General features: G+C 43.8%; 23 protein-coding genes. 1 reads left to right on the top strand and 22 read right to left on the bottom strand.

Features of this window, described 5'->3' with window-relative positions; genetic code table 11:
* Positions 1-54 precede the first annotated feature (54 nt).
* The 9 genes from ispE to metG form a co-directional block, all read right to left on the bottom strand.
* Positions 55-924: a 4-(cytidine 5'-diphospho)-2-C-methyl-D-erythritol kinase gene (ispE, locus tag ACH97_RS16660; RefSeq protein WP_025809574.1), complete on the bottom strand. Its 870-nt coding sequence runs from the start codon at positions 922-924 to the stop codon at positions 55-57.
* Between the two features lie 295 nt (positions 925-1,219).
* Complete coding sequence (locus tag ACH97_RS16655; RefSeq protein WP_003178189.1) at positions 1,220-1,405, bottom strand: small, acid-soluble spore protein, alpha/beta type; 186 nt, start codon at positions 1,403-1,405, stop codon at positions 1,220-1,222.
* Between the two features lie 156 nt (positions 1,406-1,561).
* The gene (veg, locus tag ACH97_RS16650; RefSeq protein ID WP_003178187.1) at positions 1,562-1,822 is read right to left on the bottom strand and encodes a biofilm formation stimulator Veg; all 261 of its coding nucleotides are present in this window, start codon (positions 1,820-1,822) and stop codon (positions 1,562-1,564) included.
* Positions 1,823-2,046: 224 nt separating this feature from the next.
* On the bottom strand, positions 2,047-2,928 hold the full coding sequence (gene yabG, locus ACH97_RS16645) for a sporulation peptidase YabG (RefSeq protein ID WP_023855980.1): 882 nt from the start codon (positions 2,926-2,928) through the stop codon (positions 2,047-2,049).
* A 159-nt stretch (positions 2,929-3,087) separates the two neighbouring features.
* Positions 3,088-3,966, bottom strand: coding sequence for a 16S rRNA (adenine(1518)-N(6)/adenine(1519)-N(6))-dimethyltransferase RsmA (gene rsmA, locus ACH97_RS16640; RefSeq protein WP_020449803.1), 879 nt, complete (start codon positions 3,964-3,966; stop codon positions 3,088-3,090).
* On the bottom strand, positions 3,959-4,519 hold the full coding sequence (gene rnmV, locus ACH97_RS16635) for a ribonuclease M5 (RefSeq protein ID WP_020449802.1): 561 nt from the start codon (positions 4,517-4,519) through the stop codon (positions 3,959-3,961). Before rnmV ends, rsmA begins: the two co-directional genes overlap by 8 nt.
* Before the next feature lie 167 nt (positions 4,520-4,686).
* Positions 4,687-5,883, bottom strand: a complete 1,197-nt coding sequence (locus tag ACH97_RS16630) for a G5 and 3D domain-containing protein (protein ID WP_020449801.1) — start codon at positions 5,881-5,883, stop codon at positions 4,687-4,689.
* Positions 5,884-6,127: 244 nt separating this feature from the next.
* Complete coding sequence (locus tag ACH97_RS16625) at positions 6,128-6,895, bottom strand: TatD family hydrolase (RefSeq protein WP_048350204.1); 768 nt, start codon at positions 6,893-6,895, stop codon at positions 6,128-6,130.
* Positions 6,896-6,978: 83 nt separating this feature from the next.
* On the bottom strand, positions 6,979-8,967 hold the full coding sequence (metG, locus tag ACH97_RS16620; protein ID WP_020449799.1) for a methionine--tRNA ligase: 1,989 nt from the start codon (positions 8,965-8,967) through the stop codon (positions 6,979-6,981).
* Positions 8,968-9,474: 507 nt separating this feature from the next.
* On the opposite strand from metG, the gene ACH97_RS16615 reads away from it, so the two are divergent.
* The gene (locus ACH97_RS16615) at positions 9,475-9,765 is read left to right on the top strand and encodes an AbrB/MazE/SpoVT family DNA-binding domain-containing protein (protein ID WP_085959887.1); all 291 of its coding nucleotides are present in this window, start codon (positions 9,475-9,477) and stop codon (positions 9,763-9,765) included.
* A 49-nt stretch (positions 9,766-9,814) separates the two neighbouring features.
* Here the strand turns inward: ACH97_RS16615 and rsmI are convergent, their stop codons facing one another.
* The 13 genes from rsmI to ACH97_RS23080 form a co-directional block, all read right to left on the bottom strand.
* Positions 9,815-10,690, bottom strand: a complete 876-nt coding sequence (gene rsmI / locus ACH97_RS16610) for a 16S rRNA (cytidine(1402)-2'-O)-methyltransferase (protein ID WP_041817399.1) — start codon at positions 10,688-10,690, stop codon at positions 9,815-9,817.
* Complete coding sequence (locus tag ACH97_RS16605) at positions 10,665-10,958, bottom strand: GIY-YIG nuclease family protein (RefSeq protein ID WP_020449797.1); 294 nt, start codon at positions 10,956-10,958, stop codon at positions 10,665-10,667. The genes rsmI and ACH97_RS16605 overlap by 26 nt, the downstream gene beginning before the upstream one ends.
* A complete protein-coding gene (locus ACH97_RS16600) occupies positions 10,945-11,688 on the bottom strand; it encodes a tRNA1(Val) (adenine(37)-N6)-methyltransferase (RefSeq protein WP_020449796.1) in 744 nt (247 codons plus the stop codon). Before ACH97_RS16600 ends, ACH97_RS16605 begins: the two co-directional genes overlap by 14 nt.
* A 64-nt stretch (positions 11,689-11,752) precedes the next feature.
* The gene (yabA, locus tag ACH97_RS16595; RefSeq protein WP_020449795.1) at positions 11,753-12,115 is read right to left on the bottom strand and encodes a DNA replication initiation control protein YabA; all 363 of its coding nucleotides are present in this window, start codon (positions 12,113-12,115) and stop codon (positions 11,753-11,755) included.
* A gap of 14 nt (positions 12,116-12,129) precedes the next feature.
* Positions 12,130-12,957, bottom strand: a complete 828-nt coding sequence (ricT, locus tag ACH97_RS16590) for a competence/sporulation regulator complex protein RicT (RefSeq protein ID WP_020449794.1) — start codon at positions 12,955-12,957, stop codon at positions 12,130-12,132.
* A gap of 2 nt (positions 12,958-12,959) precedes the next feature.
* Positions 12,960-13,949, bottom strand: coding sequence for a DNA polymerase III subunit delta' (holB, locus tag ACH97_RS16585; protein WP_020449793.1), 990 nt, complete (start codon positions 13,947-13,949; stop codon positions 12,960-12,962).
* Between the two features lie 11 nt (positions 13,950-13,960).
* Entirely contained in the window at positions 13,961-14,401 is a 441-nt protein-coding gene (locus ACH97_RS16580) for a YaaR family protein (protein ID WP_020449792.1), read from the bottom strand.
* 11 nt (positions 14,402-14,412) lie between these two features.
* Positions 14,413-14,742 carry a cyclic-di-AMP receptor gene (locus ACH97_RS16575; RefSeq protein WP_003178156.1) on the bottom strand — a complete coding sequence of 110 codons (330 nt, stop codon included), beginning with the start codon at positions 14,740-14,742 and terminating at the stop codon, positions 14,413-14,415.
* A gap of 74 nt (positions 14,743-14,816) precedes the next feature.
* Positions 14,817-15,455 (bottom strand): dTMP kinase, encoded by a 639-nt coding sequence (gene tmk, locus ACH97_RS16570; RefSeq protein WP_020449791.1) that lies wholly within the window; start codon positions 15,453-15,455, stop codon positions 14,817-14,819.
* Positions 15,452-16,894, bottom strand: coding sequence for an aminotransferase class I/II-fold pyridoxal phosphate-dependent enzyme (locus ACH97_RS16565; protein WP_020449790.1), 1,443 nt, complete (start codon positions 16,892-16,894; stop codon positions 15,452-15,454). Before ACH97_RS16565 ends, tmk begins: the two co-directional genes overlap by 4 nt.
* 139 nt (positions 16,895-17,033) lie before the next feature.
* The gene (locus tag ACH97_RS16560; protein ID WP_020449789.1) at positions 17,034-18,227 is read right to left on the bottom strand and encodes a toxic anion resistance protein; all 1,194 of its coding nucleotides are present in this window, start codon (positions 18,225-18,227) and stop codon (positions 17,034-17,036) included.
* A 16-nt stretch (positions 18,228-18,243) separates the two neighbouring features.
* Complete coding sequence (locus ACH97_RS16555; RefSeq protein WP_020449788.1) at positions 18,244-18,861, bottom strand: 5-bromo-4-chloroindolyl phosphate hydrolysis family protein; 618 nt, start codon at positions 18,859-18,861, stop codon at positions 18,244-18,246.
* A gap of 212 nt (positions 18,862-19,073) precedes the next feature.
* Positions 19,074-19,265: a sigma factor G inhibitor Gin gene (locus ACH97_RS23080; protein ID WP_020449787.1), complete on the bottom strand. Its 192-nt coding sequence runs from the start codon at positions 19,263-19,265 to the stop codon at positions 19,074-19,076.
* Between the last annotated feature and the right edge of the window lie 220 nt (positions 19,266-19,485).

Below are 19,485 nucleotides of genomic sequence, written 5' to 3'. Positions count from 1 at the left end.
ACTTACCTCCAAAATCCGAATATTTTTAAAAATAATATAACTTAACATACGGATTTAATCAAGTTCATTTTGTTCTCCGATCATCCGCACCGCATAAACCTGATCGCAAAACCCTCTTAATCCGTTATAGATTCTTTGTACTTTTGATTCGTATTGAACCAATCCGAACACAGTGGGGCCGCTCCCGCTCATCAGCACAGCATCGGCGCCAAACCGCTTCATTTGATTTTTGATCATCGCGACTTCGGGATGCATATTCAATGTAACAGATTCGAGAACATTGCCGAGTTTGTCGCACATTTTTTGAAAATTCTTCTCTTCGATCGCAGAAATCATACCTTGAACATCCGGATGTTCAATCTCATCGACTTTCAGCTGCTTGTACACTTCTGCAGTTGATACGCCGATCGTCGGCTTTGCCAGCACAACCCAGCAGTGCGGCGGAGTCTCGATATGACGGATTTTCTCTCCTCTTCCCGTTGCAAGAGCCGTTCCTCCATGTACGCAAAAGGAGACATCAGATCCGATCTCAGCGCCAAGCTCAGCCAGTTCATTCATCGAAAGCTTCAAATCCCACAGCCGGTTCAGCCCTCTGAAGACGGCAGCCGCATCGCTGCTTCCTCCCGCAAGCCCCGCAGCAACGGGAATCACTTTCGTAATAAATATAGAAACACCTTTTTTAATGCCGTATCGTTCTTTCATGAGCATTGCAGCCTGATAAGCAAGGTTTCGCTGATCGTCGGGAACAAAGCGGTTATGCGAGGAAACCGTTACTTTATCTTCTGCCAGCTCGGTTAATTCAATCCGATCCGCCAAATCAATTGTCGTCATGACCATCTCTACTTCATGATACCCATCTGGACGTTTGCGGCGAACGTCGAGCGACAAATTAATTTTAGCCGGCGCCTTCTCTAAAATACGCAATCCATTCACCTACTTCTCCATCTAAACATAAGTATCCACATTGTAACATATTTTGAAGTACAGGACGTACAAATGCATGCGCCCGCGCAGGACGCCGCGCCTTTAGCATGCGGTCATCCTTACAAGTACAAATGCATGCGCCCGTGCAAGACGCCGCGCTCTTAGCATGCGGTCATTCCCGCAGATCGCGATTGCCCCCTTCAGCGAATCCTCAAGGCGTTTGCAGCACCTGATCGGCTGAATGCAGATCAATGAAAAAAACGGAGGACAGAAGCGCCCTCCGTATGTCACTGTTTTAATGATTTTGCTGGTTTTGAGCCATATGCTGTTCGGCTAATTCAATGGCCCTCTTCACCATGTTACCGGCGTCTCTGGCCCGAATTCCGCCCCAGCCCTCGGTTTTTACCGTGTCGTAAAATCCAAGATCCTTAGCCAATTCATTTTTGAATTCCTCTGACATGATGCTTCGACGTCTGCCCATGCGAAACAGCCCCTTTCAAGTATCATACCATCCGTCTGACTCATCATAAAACAAGTGACATGTATTAGCTTTGCTCGATTTGGGCAGAACTTCCCCGAAAAATTCTGGATAAAAAAAGGCAAAACAAAAAGCAGCAAACATAAAGTCCGCTGCTTATTAAAGGGCTACTGAGCTGGTTTTATCATCAGAAAATCTCAATTCAACCGTCTCAGTAAGAATATCCGCATAACTGTATGAAACTCTTTCAAACGAATTCTCGTCTTGGTCTAGTTGTATCACAAAAACAGAAGGGTACGTCTCAGCTAAAATGCCCGAACGCTCAATCGTTTTTCGGCGGCCACCGTTTGCTTTTAACGTCAGCCTTTTTCCCAAATGTCCATCAAGCGATCTTTTAATATCGGACAACGTTTTCGCCATTGCATCCACCTCACTATATTCAGTATACACCAGAAGCCCATTTTTGTCAAATAAAATTTAAATTATATCAACGTTCATAAGCCTCTGTCAATAAAATATTTGTGACAAATTATACGCCGACTTTCCCTTATTTTCCTCATTTTTCGTTTCATTATGTATGTTTTTTTAAAAAAAGGTAAAAACATTCGGCTGTATGGCAAAAACCCGCCATCCGGCGGGCTCGTTTAATCGTTTTCTTTTGTTTTATATGGCATTCCGATTCTCAATACGCCTCGCGTCTCAATGCCTCCGAGTCCCTTTTCCCTCGTCAGGGTGTTTCTGAGCACTTCCCAGACGTTAATGCGGTCCATAAACGGAGTGAAGCTGATTTTTGCGACTATATAGACCGGATCAAGCGCATGGATGTTGACTCTTGACGGAGAGCTTGCAAAATTTGCACCGGCTCTGATCAGTGATTCAAAATGGGACTGGCATGCGCCTGCAAAAATGACAAGCTGATCAAGATGGGGAATTTTTTTTCTCGCTTTTTGAACGGTTTCGATAAAATCTTTTGAATGCCTGTAGGCATCCAGATTGTTAATATCACCCTTCTGCTTAGAATAGGCATCGTGTCCGGTGATGACGAGAAGATCCGGGCGGTACTCATCGATCAGTTCCTCGATGACCGATGACATTTTCTTTTCATAACAATGAATGCCGTATACAGGAACCCCGATCTTTTCATAGAGCGCCAGACATTTTTTTAAATAAGCCGAATCCCCGTCTAAATGAAGGACTCTTCCAGGCATATGAAAGTACTGCTGTTGATTGTTATATTGGTTTGTGGCGCGGTACTCATGTTTATTGTGAAGGAGTTTGTAATCCTGGCGGAGAAGATCGAGGGATTCCTTCATTCTCGATTCTTCTTCCCGCTTTCTCATCTGCCGCTCAGCCTCGCGGACCATCTCCAAGTCCGTTAAATATGCGTCAGCGATTAATCTGACCTCATCTCCGTGCAAAACGGCCACAGGTTCTCCATTTGCCGATTGATCAATTCGTATAATTCGAAATAAGATATCTCTTCGATAAGATTTTCTGACGACCATATCGCCTATTTTAAATTGCATGCTTTTCACTCCACACATAGACTAAGCCCCATCCTGATGAATATAAAGCAATGAAAAGTAAAGGTGCTTCTTTAGCCTATGTGCCCGCCCTTCAAGTGGTGAACGGATGACAAGCCTGATCAGGCTTAAAGCCCGGCTTCAAATAAAAAAAGCCCTCCATTAAAGAAGGACTGCTCTCAAGCGGTCAGATAAGACGGCGAACTCTTCAATGCTCAGCGATTCTCCGCGTCGTTTTCCGTCGATTTGTGAATCCTGAAGCGCTCTTTCAATTTTTGATTTATTCTCTTTGCCATTCGGCAGGTTGTTAACGAGGTTGTTGAAAAGCGTTTTTCGGCGCTGTGCAAAGCTGGATTTTACGACTTGAAAGAAAAAGGCTTCATCTTGAACCGCGACAGCCGGTTCTCCCCTCAGCGTCAGCCTGATGACCGCGGAATCCACGTTAGGCTGAGGGACAAATACAGTCTTTGGCACATTCATGACCGTTTTGGCTTCGGTATAAAACTGAACCGCGATGGAAAGGGACCCGTATTCCTTTGTAGAAGGTTTCGCAGCCATTCGGTCCGCCACCTCTTTTTGAAGCATGACGACGATCCCTTTCAGCGGCAGATTTTCTTCTAAAAGCTTCATGATGATCGGAGTCGTGACGTAATACGGGAGGTTGGCGACAACCATCACCTCATCGCAGTCTTGAAACTGCTCGTCCATTACCGCCCGGACATCGGCTTTCAGGACATCCTGGTGAATGACAGTCACATTATCATACGGAGAAAGCGTATCTTTTAAAATCGGCAGGAGCCTTTGGTCGATTTCGAAGGCCGTCACTTTCTTCGCACGCTTTGCCAGCTGCTCGGTCAATGCCCCGATCCCCGGACCGATTTCAATCACGCCGGTACGCTCCGTCACTCCCGCATGGTCGACAATTCTGTCCAATATGTTCGTATCAATCAAGAAGTTCTGCCCCAGGCTTTTTTTGAATGAAAATCCGTATTTATTGAGAATTTCCTTAGTTCTAATTGGGGTGGCGATATCTTTATTCATGCTCTTCCTCCCGCAGCACAACATCCAGTGCGCTTAAATAATCACTCTTTTTGATCTGAAACATTTGCAGCCGCTTTTGAAGCTGTTTCCCATTTGTATAGCCGATATTCAATATCTCGCCGAGCCGCTCCCGCCTTTGTTTTGCCAGAGGGCCCCCGATCAGGCCGGCTTCGATTAAATCCCGAGCCTCAATCTCAGGTTCCGTCGCCTCCATTTCCTCCTGAACGGTTTTTAAGCATTCGCGGATTGCCTCAAGCGAAGCATGTTCAACACCGATTCCGCGCTTATTTTTAGGCTTTGCCAAATGCTTGGGTAAAAATGCATGCTTGCAGCCGGGGACTTTTTCTGCAATCGTTTTTCTGATTTTTTCCCCCGGGAAATCAGGATCGGTTAAAATAATGACCCCGCGCGTTTCCTGGGCAAGCCGAATCCGTTTGATGACGTCTTCCCCTATGGCAGATCCGTTCGTTTCAATCGTATCAGCATCAACAGCCGATTTGATTTTTGCTGTGTCATCACGGCCTTCGACAACAATGATTTCTTTAATCTTCATTTCTTCCTCCGTATAGTGAAAAACCTTTTATTACATTTTTAAAATTATTGAAACCTTTTTGTAATAAAACCGTCTAATTAATTAGAAAACAAGATGGATCTATTATAACCAAAAAAACAAAGGGCGCAAAATCCCTCTGCTTATATAAGAAGCGTAATAAATGATATTTAGTTCAACACCTTGATTTTAACTCTTTTGTTACCCCAGCGGTAAGCTGTAGACTTACTCGGAAAGAATACATCGATTTTACGGCCTTTGATGGCTGAGCCTGTATCGGCTGCAACCGCGTAGCCATATCCTTCTACATGTACTTTAGAACCCAGCGGAATGACGCTCGGATCGACAGCGATCACTTTAGCACCCGGATTATTTTTCAAGTTAACGCCGGTCGCAGTGTGGCCAGAGCATCCGTTGCAGCTTGCCGTATAAGCTGTAGAGGATACATAAAATTCTTTTCCTGAGGATTGATTTCCGCGCGATACATTCGCGCTGACTGTAGCCACTGCGGCTTGCTTTGTACCGACAGCAATAATTTTGGCTTTGCTTTCAGCGGCTGTTTCCTCTTTAACCAGTTCTCTGGAAACTTCCTTGCCGTTTTTCATAACAACGGCATAGTGCTTTTTAAGCTTGCCATGTTTACCGTCCCGTACAACTTTTTCTTTCCCTTTTTCAAGTGAATCGTCCTCTTTTTTGCGGACTTCAAAAGGGATGTTCTCTTCCACTACATCGGTGACTTTTTTGATACGAGTAATGTGAATCGCCTGATCTTTTGTCAGCTTTTTATCAAGCGCAGGCTTAACTTCATCATCGCCTTTTATGCTGATCTTATGATGTTTTAAAAAGTCAGCGACCGTAGTCGAAGTCGTCCATATATCTTTATCTTTACCGGCATCCTTTACGGTTACTTTAAAAGCCCTTTGCAAAGTCAGCTTCATGTCTTTCGTTATTTCTTTATCAACTGAGGGTTCAATTTGATCGTGTTCCGCCAACTCTAGATTTAAATCTTTCAGCAGTTTGCCGACAGTACCCGCTGTTGTCCAGATTTCTTTTTCCTGTCCGTCGACCGCGAAATGAACAGGTTTTGCGGCAACATACTCAACATTCGTGTTCGCCGTTAATTTTGTATCTTCAGCGGGAGAGATGTGATCTTCTTTCCTCGTCTCGATGTCTAAGCTTTTCAGCAGTTCACCTACGGTTTCCGCATTCGTGCGAACATCCTGCTTTTTCCCGTTTATCGAAATGGTGACTTGCTGTTTAGCGAGCTCATGTGCTCCGTAAGCAGTTCCGCTTCCTGCGACAAGCAGTCCAGCAGCAATCAGTATCCATCTGCTTTTGCTAAGCTTTACGGAAAACAGCTTTTTCATTTTTTGTATGATGAAAAACGCCTCCTTCTCCTCGGGGAGATTATATAGAGTATCTACAAGCCTGTCAACCCTCCTCTCTATTTCTCCGCAAGCCCGCCATCTCTTTTATTATGGGAAAACCACCTCATAAAAGAAAGAAAGACTTGTCGACAAAGATATCCTATGAGTGCAAACAGACATGTAGAACTTTTTAGAACCGTCCCCCGAAGAGACAAGCTTGAACAAGGCTCGATATCAAATCGTGTCAGCTGATGCCGAAAAGTTTTTTTGCATTTTCTGTGGTGATGGCCGCTATTTCTTCATAAGTCATCCCTTTCAATTCAGCAATCTGTTCGGAGACAAGCTTCACATAGCTTGGTTCATTCCGCTTTCCTCTGTATGGATGCGGCGTTAAATACGGGCAGTCCGTCTCAATTAAAAGTCGGTCATTTGGTATTTGTTTGACCACTTCCTTCGGCTTTTTGGCATTTTTAAATGTGACGGGACCGCCGAAAGATAGGTAGAAATTCATATTTATGCACTCTTGTGCAATTTCGGCGCTTCCGGTATAACAGTGCATGATCCCGCCGACTTCCTCGGCCCCTTCTTCCCGCAAAATAGAAACGACATCCTCTGTTGCATCACGGTTGTGAATCACGATTGGCAAGCCGACTTCTTTTGCCAAAGCAATCTGTTTTCTGAACACCTCTTTTTGAACGTCCTTCGGCGACTTATCCCAATGATAATCAAGTCCCATTTCACCGATCGCCACAACTTTTTCATGGGCAGAGAGGTCTTTGATCCAAGCCAAATCTTCATCGGTCATATCAATTGCATCAACCGGATGCCACCCGATGGCAGCATAAATAAAATCGTATGCTTCAATCAATTCCATTGCGCGCTTAATCGTCGGACGATCGAATCCCACAACAACAATGTGCTCCACTTTTTCTTCCTTTGCCCGAGCAATGACTTCTTCCAAATCCTCATTAAATTGCTCGGCATTTAAATGTGCATGTGTATCAAATAACATCAAAATGCCACCTTTTTTAGATATTGTCGAAAAACAAAAGGTGTTCGACGAAATGTTACACGTGGAACACCCTTTGCCAACATTTATTTGATTCGCGTTCCGTTTGATAATGAACTGTCTACCGCTGCAAGCGACAGAACGCCGTTGTCTTCTCCAGCCAATATCATGCCTTGAGAAAGTTCTCCTCTTAGTTTGACCGGTTTTAAGTTTGTTACACAAATGACTTTCCGGCCGACAAGCTCTTCAGGTTTGTAGTGCTTGGCAATTCCTGAAACGACCTGGCGTTTTTCAAAGCCCAAATCAAGCTGAAGCTTTAACAGACGGTCCGCTTTTTTGACGGGTTCGGCATGGATGACTTCAGCCACTCTCAGCTCCGTGCTCATAAAATCGTCTATCGTGATTTCCGGAAGCCTTTCAGTTGCTTTTTCCTCTTGTTTCGGTTCTTCTTTTGGAGCCGTTCCCTGCATTTTTGATTTGATATAAGCGACTTCATCTTCCGCTTCAAGACGCGGGAACAACGGTTCTCCTTTTTGAACTTTGACCGATTTCAGCTGGCCGAAGCTTTTAATGCTGTCCCAGGTTTTCAATGACGCATCCGTAACACCGAGCTGTGCAAAAATCTTTTCAGGCGTCTGTGTTAAGAACGGCTGCAGCAATACAGCAGTGATGCGCAACGACTCTGCCAAATGGTACATGACCGATTGAAGATCTTTTTCTTTGTCCTTATCTTTTGCCAGTACCCATGGGGCTGTCTCGTCAATGTATTTATTCGTTCTGCTGACAAACTGCCACAATGAAGAAAGCGCTACAGAAAACTCCATATTTTCGATCGCCTGTTCGTACGCTTCAATTGTCTTTTGTGAGAATGATGACAACTGTTCGTCAAAAGCGGTAACCGGGCCTTCGTATGACTGAACCCGGCCGTCAAAGTATTTGTTGACCATGGCGACCGTTCTGTTTAACAGGTTGCCTAAATCATTCGCTAAATCATAGTTAATCCGCTCGACAAATCCTTCCGGTGTAAATACGCCGTCAGAACCGAACGGCACTTCGCGGAGAAGATAATAACGCAATGCATCAAGTCCGTATTTGTCGATTAATGTGACTGGATCGACCACATTTCCTTTTGATTTAGACATTTTTCCGTCTTTCATCAGCAGCCATCCGTGGGCAAAAACTTTTTTCGGCAGCGGAAGGTCCAATGCCATCAGCATAATCGGCCAGTAAATGGTATGGAAACGGACGATCTCTTTACCGACAAGATGAACGTCTGCCGGCCAATATTTTTGATAATTTTCATCGTTTGCCGTATTAAAGCCAAGTGCCGTAATGTAATTAAACAGCGCGTCTATCCAAACATAGATGACATGCTTCGGGTTGCCGGGCACTTTTATTCCCCAGTCGAACGTCGTCCGGGAAACAGCCAAATCCTCAAGACCCGGTTTAATAAAGTTGTTGATCATTTCATTTTTGCGGGATTCAGGCTGAATGAATTCAGGATTTTCTTCATAGAAAGCGAGCAGCCGGTCCGCATATTTTCCCATGCGGAAGAAGTAAGATTCCTCTTTGATTAACTCAACGGGATGGCCGCTGTCAGGACTTTTTCCTCCGATTACCTCGCCTTTTTCGTTTCGCTCAACATCAACGAGCTGGGTTTCGGTGTAAAACGTTTCGTCAGGTATGCTGTACCAGCCTTCATATTCATCAAGATATATATCACCATTGTCAAGCAGCTTCTGAAAAACCTTTTCGATCACGTTTTTATGACGTTCCTCTGTCGTCCGTATGAAATCGTCATTGGATATGTCGAGCTTTTTCCAAAGCTGCTGAATGTCTTCTGCCGCACGATCGACCAATTCCTGCGGAGTAATATTTTCCTTCTCCGCCGTTTGCTGGATTTTTTGTCCGTGCTCATCTGTACCTGTTAAGTACCTGACATCAAAGCCTCTCAGTCTTTTATACCGAGCCATCGCATCACCGGCAACGGTTGTGTAGGCATGTCCAATATGTAGCTTTCCACTTGGGTAATAAATGGGTGTAGTGATGTAAAACGTATTTTTTTCTTGCGGCATGATGGAACCTCCCAATTAAAATGTCAAAAAACTCCCGCCCAAAGGACGAGAGCGGCATGTGTATTCATTCAGTATATACTCAATATATAATCCCTCTTTATATGATACCATCTTAGCCTTCAAGTTCAAGAAAATATACATTGTCGATCCATCATGAATACGGTCGATTACAAATTTTTTAACAGAAAGAAATATTATACTTCGACAAAAAAATGCTTTCATTGTCGAATAATGTCGTATATAATCGATATGAGGAAAAACCTTAGTTCGAAAGTCTTGATTTAAGGGCTTTTTTTTGATTGATCCTACTGTTTTATCATCTTCATTTCCCTTGTTACATCAGTTCTTCCAAGGTCTTTTGACTATATGATCTAATTTTTACAAACAATAGAAAAGAAAATGATTGACGTTTATTGGAAACCTTGTTATGCTAGGACTGTAAGGATTTTGTCGAATAATGACGAAGATAATAAACACCTATAAAAATAACAATCTTTCGGGAGGAGAATGAATATGAAATCTACAGGTATTGTACGTAAAGTTGATGAGCTAGGACGCGTGGTGATTCCGATCGAACTTCGCCGTACGCTTGGAATCGCGGAAAAAGACGCTCTTGAAATCTATGTAGATGACGAAAAAATCATCTTGAAAAAATATAAACCAAACATGACTTGCCAAGTTACAGGTGAAGTTTCTGATGACAACCTTAAACTTGCAGGCGGTAAATTGGTTCTTAGCCCTGAAGGCGCTGAGCAAATCATTAACGAAATTCAAGCACAACTTCAATCTCAAAAATAATTATTTTGATTATACAAAAACCGCTCTTGCCGAAGCAAGGGCGGTTTTTTTAGTTTTGAATATGATAAGCGTCATAAATTTTCCGTTTCGGAACGCCGCGGTCTACCGCGGTTTTTTTAATGGCTTCTTTTGAATGATATCCTTCGCTGATATAATGCTCGACATGTTCTTTTTCTGAAAGGTGCTCCCACCAGAACGACTCTTCGATCGTTTCTTCACGGCTTCCCTCGATCACAAGGCAAAACTCTCCGCGCACCTGTTCCTGTTCAGCCCATGTGAGTGCTTCTTCGATCGAACCTCTGATAAACTCTTCAAATTTTTTCGTGAGTTCCCTTGTCAATGCGATTTGCCGGTTGCCGAATACCTCTCTGATGGCTGACAAGGTTTCTTTCAGCCGATGCGGGGACTCGTAAAAAATCATCGTCTCGTGTCTGTTTTTCAAAGCCTCGAGCTGTTTTTTCCTTTCCCGTTTGTTACGGTCCAAAAAACCGAAAAAGAAAAACGGCTGCGGCGCAATGCCTGAGGCTATCAGTGCGGTCAAAGCAGCATTTGCACCGGGCAAAGGCACGACATAGCCGCCCATTTCGATAAAATCGCGGACGATTTCAGCCCCGGGGTCAGATATTGTCGGCATTCCGGCGTCACTGACCAGCGCGACATTTTTACCTTCTTTCAGCCATTCCAAAATTTTGTGTCCGCTGCTTTCTTTATTGTGTTCATGGTAGCTGACAAGCTGTGTCTCGATTTCGTATACATGGCACAATTTCTTCGTCTGCCTCGTATCCTCCGCAGCGATAATGTCCGCCTCTTTCAACACAGAAACCGCTCGAAATGTCATATCCTCCAAATTGCCGATGGGTGTCGGAACGAGATATAACATGCCCATGTCTGATTTTTGGTCAAAGCTCTTTTGCCGGTTGATAATCAACACCCTCCCGTCTTTTTTCTTCTATATAACGTTCTTTGTTCTTTCTCGATAATTTTTTAAAATAGTATTCGGCCTGCATCGCCTCTCGCTTTGTTGAAAAGCATTCTGCATAATGGAGTTTTACCGGCAGCCTTGCCCTCGTATACTTCGCACCTTTCCCGTCATTATGGGTTTTCAGGCGCTTCTCGATATTGTTTGTATAGCCGGCGTACAAGCTACCGTCCCGGCACGAAAGCACGTAAAAATAATGGCTACTCGTCTCCATATAAAATCTTCCTTATTTCAGGTGTATATTGATCTTGTTCATCATATACGAATAAAGGAGGCAGAATTTTCAGGTCAGGCCGGCCGTCTTTTATTCCTTCCACTAAAATGGTGTTGGCCTCTTTACTTTTTTTCGGGTAAACAAACTGGACGCGCTTCGGCTCGATTTGGAAGGCCTTCATCAATTCAAAGATTTCGAGCAGCCTCCCCGGCCGGTGAACGAGCGCGAGTTTGCCGCCCTGCTTTAACAGCTTGCTGCTGACGCGAACGACGTCTTCAAGCGTGCAGTAAATTTCATGTCTGGCAATGGCCAGATGTTCATTTAAGTTTTGCTCCGTTTTTTGCGGCGTCTTGAAATAAGGAGGATTGCATGTGACGACATCAGCTTTATTATATCCGAGCACCTGCGGCATATTGTTCAAGTCGTCCCTGATGAGATGAATCTGTTTTTGTAGGTTGTTGTATTCCACGCTGCGGAGAGCCATGTCATACAGCCTTTCCTGAATTTCCACCCCGGTGATGGCGGCTTTTGTGCGGGTGCTGAGAAGCAGCGGAACAATCCCGTTCCCTGTGCACAGATCAATGATGTTTCCTTTTTGTATCGGAACATATGCAAATTTCGACAGCAGAACGGCGTCTAAGGAAAACGCAAAAACTGTCGGGCTTTGCACGATTTTCATATCTTCTGCAAGTAAATAATCCAGTCGTTCATCGTCTTTTAATTGAATCATGTCTTTTCCCTTTCCTAAACACATTGTACCGTTAAAAAGGCTTCCGTTCCGCCGGAAGCCTTTCTTATTTTTTATTTAAGAACGAGAGGCAGAACAGGCAGTCTCCTTCTTTGCGAACACTTCCGTAATGGATGTTGCAAATATGGAAACCCTCCTGATACAGGCGCGCCAAATTATCATGGCCTTCTCCAATATCAGCATGCCCTGTCTTTTCTGCTTTTATCTCTTTTTCATCGGATTTTGCGTTTTTTAGCCTTTGATCCGTTTCTTCCAGCCTCTTGCGCAAATGCTCGTTTTCAAGCTGTAAATGATTGTTTTCTTCAATCATTTCCCCGATATGCTGCTTGAGATCTCCAAGCTGGCGGTAAAGGGACCCGATTTGTTCTTCTAAACTTATCACTGTATCAAACAATTCTTTTTTATCCAAGGTTTCACACCTCGTTAATCTGTGGTTTGTGCAGATACGACACCTTCTTGCAACAGCTCATCCCACGTATATTCAACGACTTTGTCACAGTCTGTCAGTTCAACTTGGAGAATGCGTTCAAGAATATTCAAGCCGACGACTTTTGCCGGGCCGTTGGACGTGGCGATCACTTCCCCAATATCCGGAAGCTGTTCTTTTGCTGTTTCGTATTCATCGTTTTCATATTTCAGACAGCACATCAGCCGTCCGCATAGTCCGGAAATCTTCGTCGGATTCAGCGACAGATTTTGATCCTTTGCCATTTTAATAGACACGGGCTCAAAATCACCTAAAAATGTGGAACAGCAAAGCATTCTTCCGCACGGTCCGATGCCGCCCAGCATCTTCGCTTCATCCCTGACGCCGATTTGCCTCAGTTCGATTCTCGTTTTAAAGATTGACGCCAAATCTTTGACGAGTTCTCTAAAATCGACTCTTCCGTCAGCCGTAAAATAAAAAATGACTTTGTTGCGGTCAAAAGTGAATTCCACATCGACCAGCTTCATCTCAAGGCCGTGCTCGTTAACCTTTTTCTGGCAGACATCAAAGGCGGACAGCGCAGCTTCTTGATTCTCTTCAACGATCAGGCGGTCGCGCTCATCCGCAACTCTGATCACTTTTCTTAAAGGCAGCACGACATCGTTCTCGTCTACTTTCTTGTTGGCGATGACAACCTGCCCGTATTCAACACCGCGAACCGTTTCGACGATCACACAGCTGTCTTTATCTATCTGAAATCCGTTCGGATCGAAATAATATATTTTGCCCGCTTTTTTAAAACGGACACCAATAACGTTGTACAAGCTTATCCCTCCTGCAGCATTAAAACCAAGTGCTCCATTAATCCTTGAGCATTCACATTGGAATAAAGCCGTTTTTTTGCTTCTAAAACAGCAAGTATCTGGTTTGTCACTCTTTGTTGTGTTGTTTGCAGCGCATGCTGTTTTAATGATTGGAATAAGTCCTGAAATAGTATTTTATCTTCATGTCCCAACTGAATGGACAACACGTCGCGATATATAAATAAAAGCATATCAAGACCCATTTCTTGGTGGTCTTTCTCCTTGAAAAAGGGCATCCACTGATCTTGAATATAGAAAAAAGCATGTCCTTTTCGCTGGTGTAAGACTTCATACAATTTTATCACTTTCGCTCGCGACTCTGCAAACTGATCATTTCGACTCAATTCGAGCGCTTCCGATAAATTGTTTGTCATATTCGACAAAAGGGCAGCAATATTCGGTGAGACCTCTTGTTTGATCAGTTCCTTTTCAATTGATTCGGGCTGCAACGACTGAAAGGATAAAACTTGGCATCTCGATATGATCGTATCGAGCAATTTTTGCGGCTGTTCCGTTAAAAGAACAGCGATTGTATCGCTGCTCGGCTCCTCTAAAAACTTCAGAAGGCTGTTCGCCGCATTGACCGTCATTTGATCGGCATGGGAGATAATGTACAGCTTTTTATGCGATTCCAAACCGGTCTTTGAAAACTCTTCCTGAAGCGCCTGAATTTGTCCCTTTTTAATCGAAAGTCCGTCCGGATGCACGACGTGAACGTCCGGATGGTTTCCTGATTCAATCCGCTGGCAGTTCCGGCACGACTCACATGGCTCCGCCCCGTCTTCAAGGCAAAAAAAGCTTTTTGCCAGAAGGGTTGCCGCGTCTAATTTGCCCGTCCCTTTGCGCCCTTCAAATAAATAGGCATGGGCAAGCCGGTTTCTTTCTATACTATTTTGCAAAAGCTTCATGACCCGTGGCTGAAGCTTCTGCATTTCTGTCCAGGTTGTAGCCATACCATCACTCTCTATGTGTAAAGGTTTATCAGTAAACCCTTGATTTCGCCAATCTGTTCTAAAAGTTCGATAGAAGATTTTTCTTGGTCCATCAGGTCCTCTGTTAATTGCACAAGCTTTTCGTCCAGTTCTTTTACAATGCTCAATGTCCGGCTGTTTCCGTACAGATCGAAGCTTCTTGAATTCTCCACCGTCAGCCCGTTTTCAACGGTCTCTTTTACAAATCGTTTGATCAAGCCTTTGAATCTGGCCAAATCCTTGAAGTTCCTCGACTTTGATAAGCGTTTTCCGAACGCTTCAATATCTGTTAAAAGCATTGTCAACTGTTCAACTCGTAGCTTGCCGCTTTGTATATTCATCTTCTCTTTAAATGAAGCAGAAACGTTTTCTCCTCTTGCAGGCGGAGTCTGCTGTTTCTCTATCATTGTACGCAGTTCTTGACTTATTTTCATATCCTCAACCCTTAAAATTGATGGAATTGCTCGATCGGCAGTACAAAAACGGTTGCTCCGCCCACTTCAACTTCAACGGGATAAGGAACATATGAATCGGCATTTCCGCCCATTGGAGAAACAGGGGCAATCAGCTGATCGCGCTTGCTTCCGTTTTCTTTTATCAAGCTTAAAGCTTTGTCTACTCGAATATCATCTACACCCAACATGAAGGTTGTGTTTCCCGATTTCAAAAAGCCGCCGGTTGACGCCAGTTTAGTCACGCGAAAATTGTGATCGGTTAACGCCTTTAAAAGCCTATTGCTGTCTTGGTCTTGAACAACAGCGATAATTAACTTCATATGAAAAGCCCCCTTTTGGATGGAAACACTTAAGGATACTCTTGCTACCATTATAACAATGAATGGTAAACAGGTCACAACTGATTTTCTTTTAATGCTTCCTTAATGATGTTATTTACCCTTTTTAACACATGTTCAACATTCTGACTGGCATCCACGATCCGAAATCGGCCGGGAAACCGGTTCATAACTTCTTTATAGCCTTTTTGAACAAGCTGATGAAAATGGAGTTTTTCCAGATCAAGCCGGTTCTTCTCTCTGGCATGATTTATATTGATCCGCTTCATTCCCTCTTCCGGGTCGATGTCGAAATAAATCGTCATATTAGGCATCATATTGCCGATCGCAAATTGATTAACAGAAAATACTTCATCAATGCCGAGTCCCCTGGCATACCCCTGATAAGCAAGTGAACTGTCGATGAACCGGTCGCATAAGACGATTTTTCCTTTTTCAAGCGCCGGTTTTACTTTTTCGACAAGGTGCTGCCTTCTTGCGGCTGCATATAATAAGGCTTCTGTTTTCGGGTCCATAGCCGTATGACTTGGATTTAAAATAACCTCGCGAATTCGTTCAGATATTTCAATGCCGCCCGGTTCTCTTGTCGCGAGAACAGAATAGCCGTTTTTCGTCAATTGGTCTGCCGCAGCCTGAAGGATTGTCGTTTTCCCCGCACCTTCAGGCCCTTCAAAAGTAATAAATAATCCGTTCATGATTTCTCCTCTTCTATATATACAGTTAATTGCTTTTGTTTGAGCTGATTGCTGCCCTGAATGTGTACATTCAGGTCGACGAGCCGCGTCAGCCGGCTGATCGTCTCTTTTGTTATTCTCTCACCCGCCATAATCAACGGAATACCCGGAGGGTACGGTATGACCGGTTCCGCGCTTATTCTGCCCGCGGCTTCCGTAAAAGGAACCGATTCTTTTTTGAAGGCTGACAACTTGCTTTTCCGGTAAGGCAAAGCTGTGACTTTTTCAGAAGGGATTCCGATTCCGGCAGGATGATCGTGTTGAACAGCTGTATCTTTGATTTCTTTGCTGATTGTGCTGATCAGTTCCGGCGCAGGCTTGTTTTTTGCTTCAAGCGGCAGGATCAACAGGACTTGCCTTTCATCTGCCAATTCAGGATGGATGCCGTTTGCTTCAAATATGGATTTCAGTTCAAAACCGGAGTGGCCATACGCTGATCTGACAGACAGCTTAAGCGGATCTTGCTGGATACCGGCTTCAGCCGGCTCGACGATCTCGGCTCCGTTTATTTGAGAAAAGGCTTCTCTCATGTTGAGGAGCTCTTTCTCAATATCGGCTGTTCGATTTGTTTTCAAGATATTTTCGGCGTATGCCCTGGCTATATCCAAAGATGCCATGATTGGATAAGAAGGACTGCTGCTTTGAAGTACAGAGAGATAATATGCCAGTCTGTCCCTGTTCATCCTGCGGCTGTTAATATGCAGATAAGATCCCATTGTCATCGCCGGGAGCGTTTTGTGCGCAGACTGAACGACAACATCGGCGCCCGCTTTCAGCGACGACTGGGGAAATGGATGGCCCAGCACAAAATGGGCGCCGTGAGCCTCGTCGACTAGAACGGGAATGTCGTGTTGATGGGCCTCTTCTATGATCGGCTTCAGATCAACAGCATGTCCGTAGTAATTGGGATATGTCAGCACGATTCCTTTAGCGTGCGGATATTGTGAAATTGCATCTTTTGCCGTTTCGTACAGTATATGTGTGGGAACGGCCATCGCCTCATCAATTTCCGGCGTCAAAAAAACCGGATGGGCGCCTGAAAGTTCAATCGCATGAAATACAGACTTATGGCAGTTCCGCTGAACAAGTATCGTGTCACCCGGCTGACAAACAGCCATGATCATCGCCAGATTCCCGATGGTCGAACCATTGACGAGAAAAAAACTTTCTTCCGCGCCATAAAGCCGCGAAACTAAATCCTGCGCTTCTTTGATGACGCCTGATGGCTCATGCAAATCATCCAGAGCCGTCAGTTCAGTTAGATCAACTTTGAGAATCGTTTCGAAAAAGGTTTTCGCTTCATCAAAAAAGACATCTCCATTGTGATGTCCCGGAACGTGAAAAGAATAATGATGTCCTTCAGCATGGTTCACCAATGCTGTATATAAAGGTGTCTTCATATAACCGATCCTTTAGTCATCTTCTCTATTTTCTTCGTCACCCTCGTGCTCCCTGGTGACGGTATGACATTCTGCATTTATTATACCCTTCAAGGCGGATTACATAAAGGGCGGACGTTTTGGTAAATGTTTATCTTGCTTATGATAAACGGTTTTGGTTTTCTTTCATGTCCAGCAGCTTAGCCTTGAGACCATCTTCCATTGCCCTTATTTCTTCTTCTGCCTGAAGGCGCTTTGAACGGCCTTCTTCTTGAATTTTAAGCGTCTCCTCAAGCGTTCCGATCAGATTGTCCTGCACTTGTTTCAATGTTTCGATATCGATAAAGCCGCGCTCATTTTCCTTGGCAGTTTCGATCGTGTTGGCCTTCAGCATCTCGGCATTTTTCAAGAGCAGTTCGTTTGTTGTGGCTGAAACCTTTTTTTGAGCTTCTACGGCTCGGCGCTGCCTCAACAGAGTAAGCGCAATAGCAACCTGATTTTTCCAAAGAGGAATTGCTGTCATAATCGATGATTGGATCTTTTCCGCCAGCACTTGATTTGTGTGTTGGATCAAACGGATTTGCGGGGCGCTCTGCAGTGTAATTTGTCTGCTCAATGTTAAATCATAAACCCGCTTTTCCAGCCGGTCGGCAAACTGAATCATATCATTTACATCCTGAACGGCCATATGATGATGTTCTGTTTTCGATTTCTCTTTTAATTCGGGTATGGTTTGATGTTTTAATTCTTCAAGCTTCAGCTGACCGGCTGCAATATAGACATTCAGCGCTTCATAATATTCTTTATTTTTTTCATACAGCCGTTCGAGCATCTTATTATCATTGATCAGCGCGCTTTTGGAATGCTCAAGTTTTACGCTGATTCTTTCTATTTGGGCGCCGGTTTTTTGATACCTTGATAAGACTTCTTGAACAGAATGGGATACTCTTCCGAAAAAACGGGAAAAAAAGTTCCTTTTTTCAGTTTTCAATTCATCAGGGCTGACCTGTTCAAGCTTTTTCATTAGGTCGCTTAAGACCTGCCCAATTTCACCAATATCTTTTTTTTGGACGTGCTCAAGCATCTCGTGTGAAAAATTCAAGAGTTTGGATTGAGCTTGCGTTCCATACAGAGTCATGCTGTCATGTTGTTTTGGATCGATCTGTTCGGCCAGTTGGAATGCCTGCCGGCGTTTTTCTTCGGATAACGTATCAACCAGATTTACTTGCTGCCCGCGGTGTTCTTCCTCCATGCCGGAAACAGACTTTTCTCCTTGTCCAAAAGGATCGGAAAGCAAATCATCAATTTTAAGCTGTGCGCCAGTTTTGTGTAACGATGGTTTATATTCGCTCATTTTCAGCTTTCCTCCGTCAGCCTTTTTTCATTGAATGCTTTGCGACGTCCAGTTCAAACTCCAAGTGGTCAATGTCTGTTTTCAGCAAGTCATAAAGGTCGTCTTCCAATTGCTTGGCAAGCTTATCGATCATCATGCGTGTTTCGCTTAAAGAAACTTCAATCTTCGCATTACGTTTTGGCTGTGACGCCAAAAACGCATGCTTTTCCGTCAGTTCAACAATTGAATCAAGGCTTTGATAATAAAAGCGTTCAACCTTGTAAAAACGCTTTGGTTCGTTCTTTGTGATGCTGTAAATTTTTCTGACGATACGGAGAATTTCTATATTTTGTTTAATCGTTTGAATGTTTTTGACTGCGAACAAGGCTTTTCTTAACCGGGCGATTTTCAGCTTAGCTTCCCGCAGATTTTGCTTTATATAGGTATATTCCCGCCGTGTAAGCTGGTTTTCTTTTAAAAACAAATAGGTTCCGTACCATTTCCCGCCAAGATAAACGGCAACCCAGGTTCCGGCTGCATAAGCGGTAGACAGCAGAAAAGTCTGGTTAAGCGCGAAGAAGCTGGTGAACCAAAGGAGCACGGACAATGCACTTGCAGCAGTTGCACGAAGCATAAAATGAAGAATCGGTTTCATTACACCACTACTCCTAATATATAAATTTCTTTTTTTATGATAAATCGGTCGTTTCTTTATACTACTTTCTAATACGGATATCGGCTAAACAAAGTTTCAGCTCGAAAATCATGGTGTATAGCAAAAAAGACACCTTAACCGTGTCTTCATCACTTTCATTATACCTTTGATCCATACAGACTTAAAGGCTTAAAAAAAAGACCTAAAACGGTCTAAGAATATAATGGCGGTGTCCGGAGACTCTTTAATTTTTTGACATAGTCAGAGTACTCAGGATCTGATGTTGATGTAGATATAATCTTTTTCTCACAATCCGAACATAAAAATTTCGTATAAAGGTGAATGCCTTCGGTTTTATTTTCCTCACAAATGATACACGTTTCCCCATGATTAGACTTACTCATCCATTCCACCTCCATGGGTTTCAGTATGCCCAAAGAACAACATTTGTATACAAAATTAAGAATGTTTTTGAAGGTTAGATTAGTATATGTAGTCAGGAAAGGTTAGGTGTTTGTATCAATGAAGTTCCGACAAAAAAAGACCAGCTTATATAAGCTGGTCTTTTTAAGTGCTTGGCGGCGTCCTACTCTCACAGGGGGAAGCCCCCAACTACCATCGGCG

Origin of the sequence: Bacillus paralicheniformis, assembly GCF_001042485.2 — a bacterium.
Classification (GTDB): Bacteria; Bacillota; Bacilli; order Bacillales; family Bacillaceae; genus Bacillus; species Bacillus paralicheniformis.
This window is presented reverse-complemented; position numbering and strand designations above follow the sequence as displayed.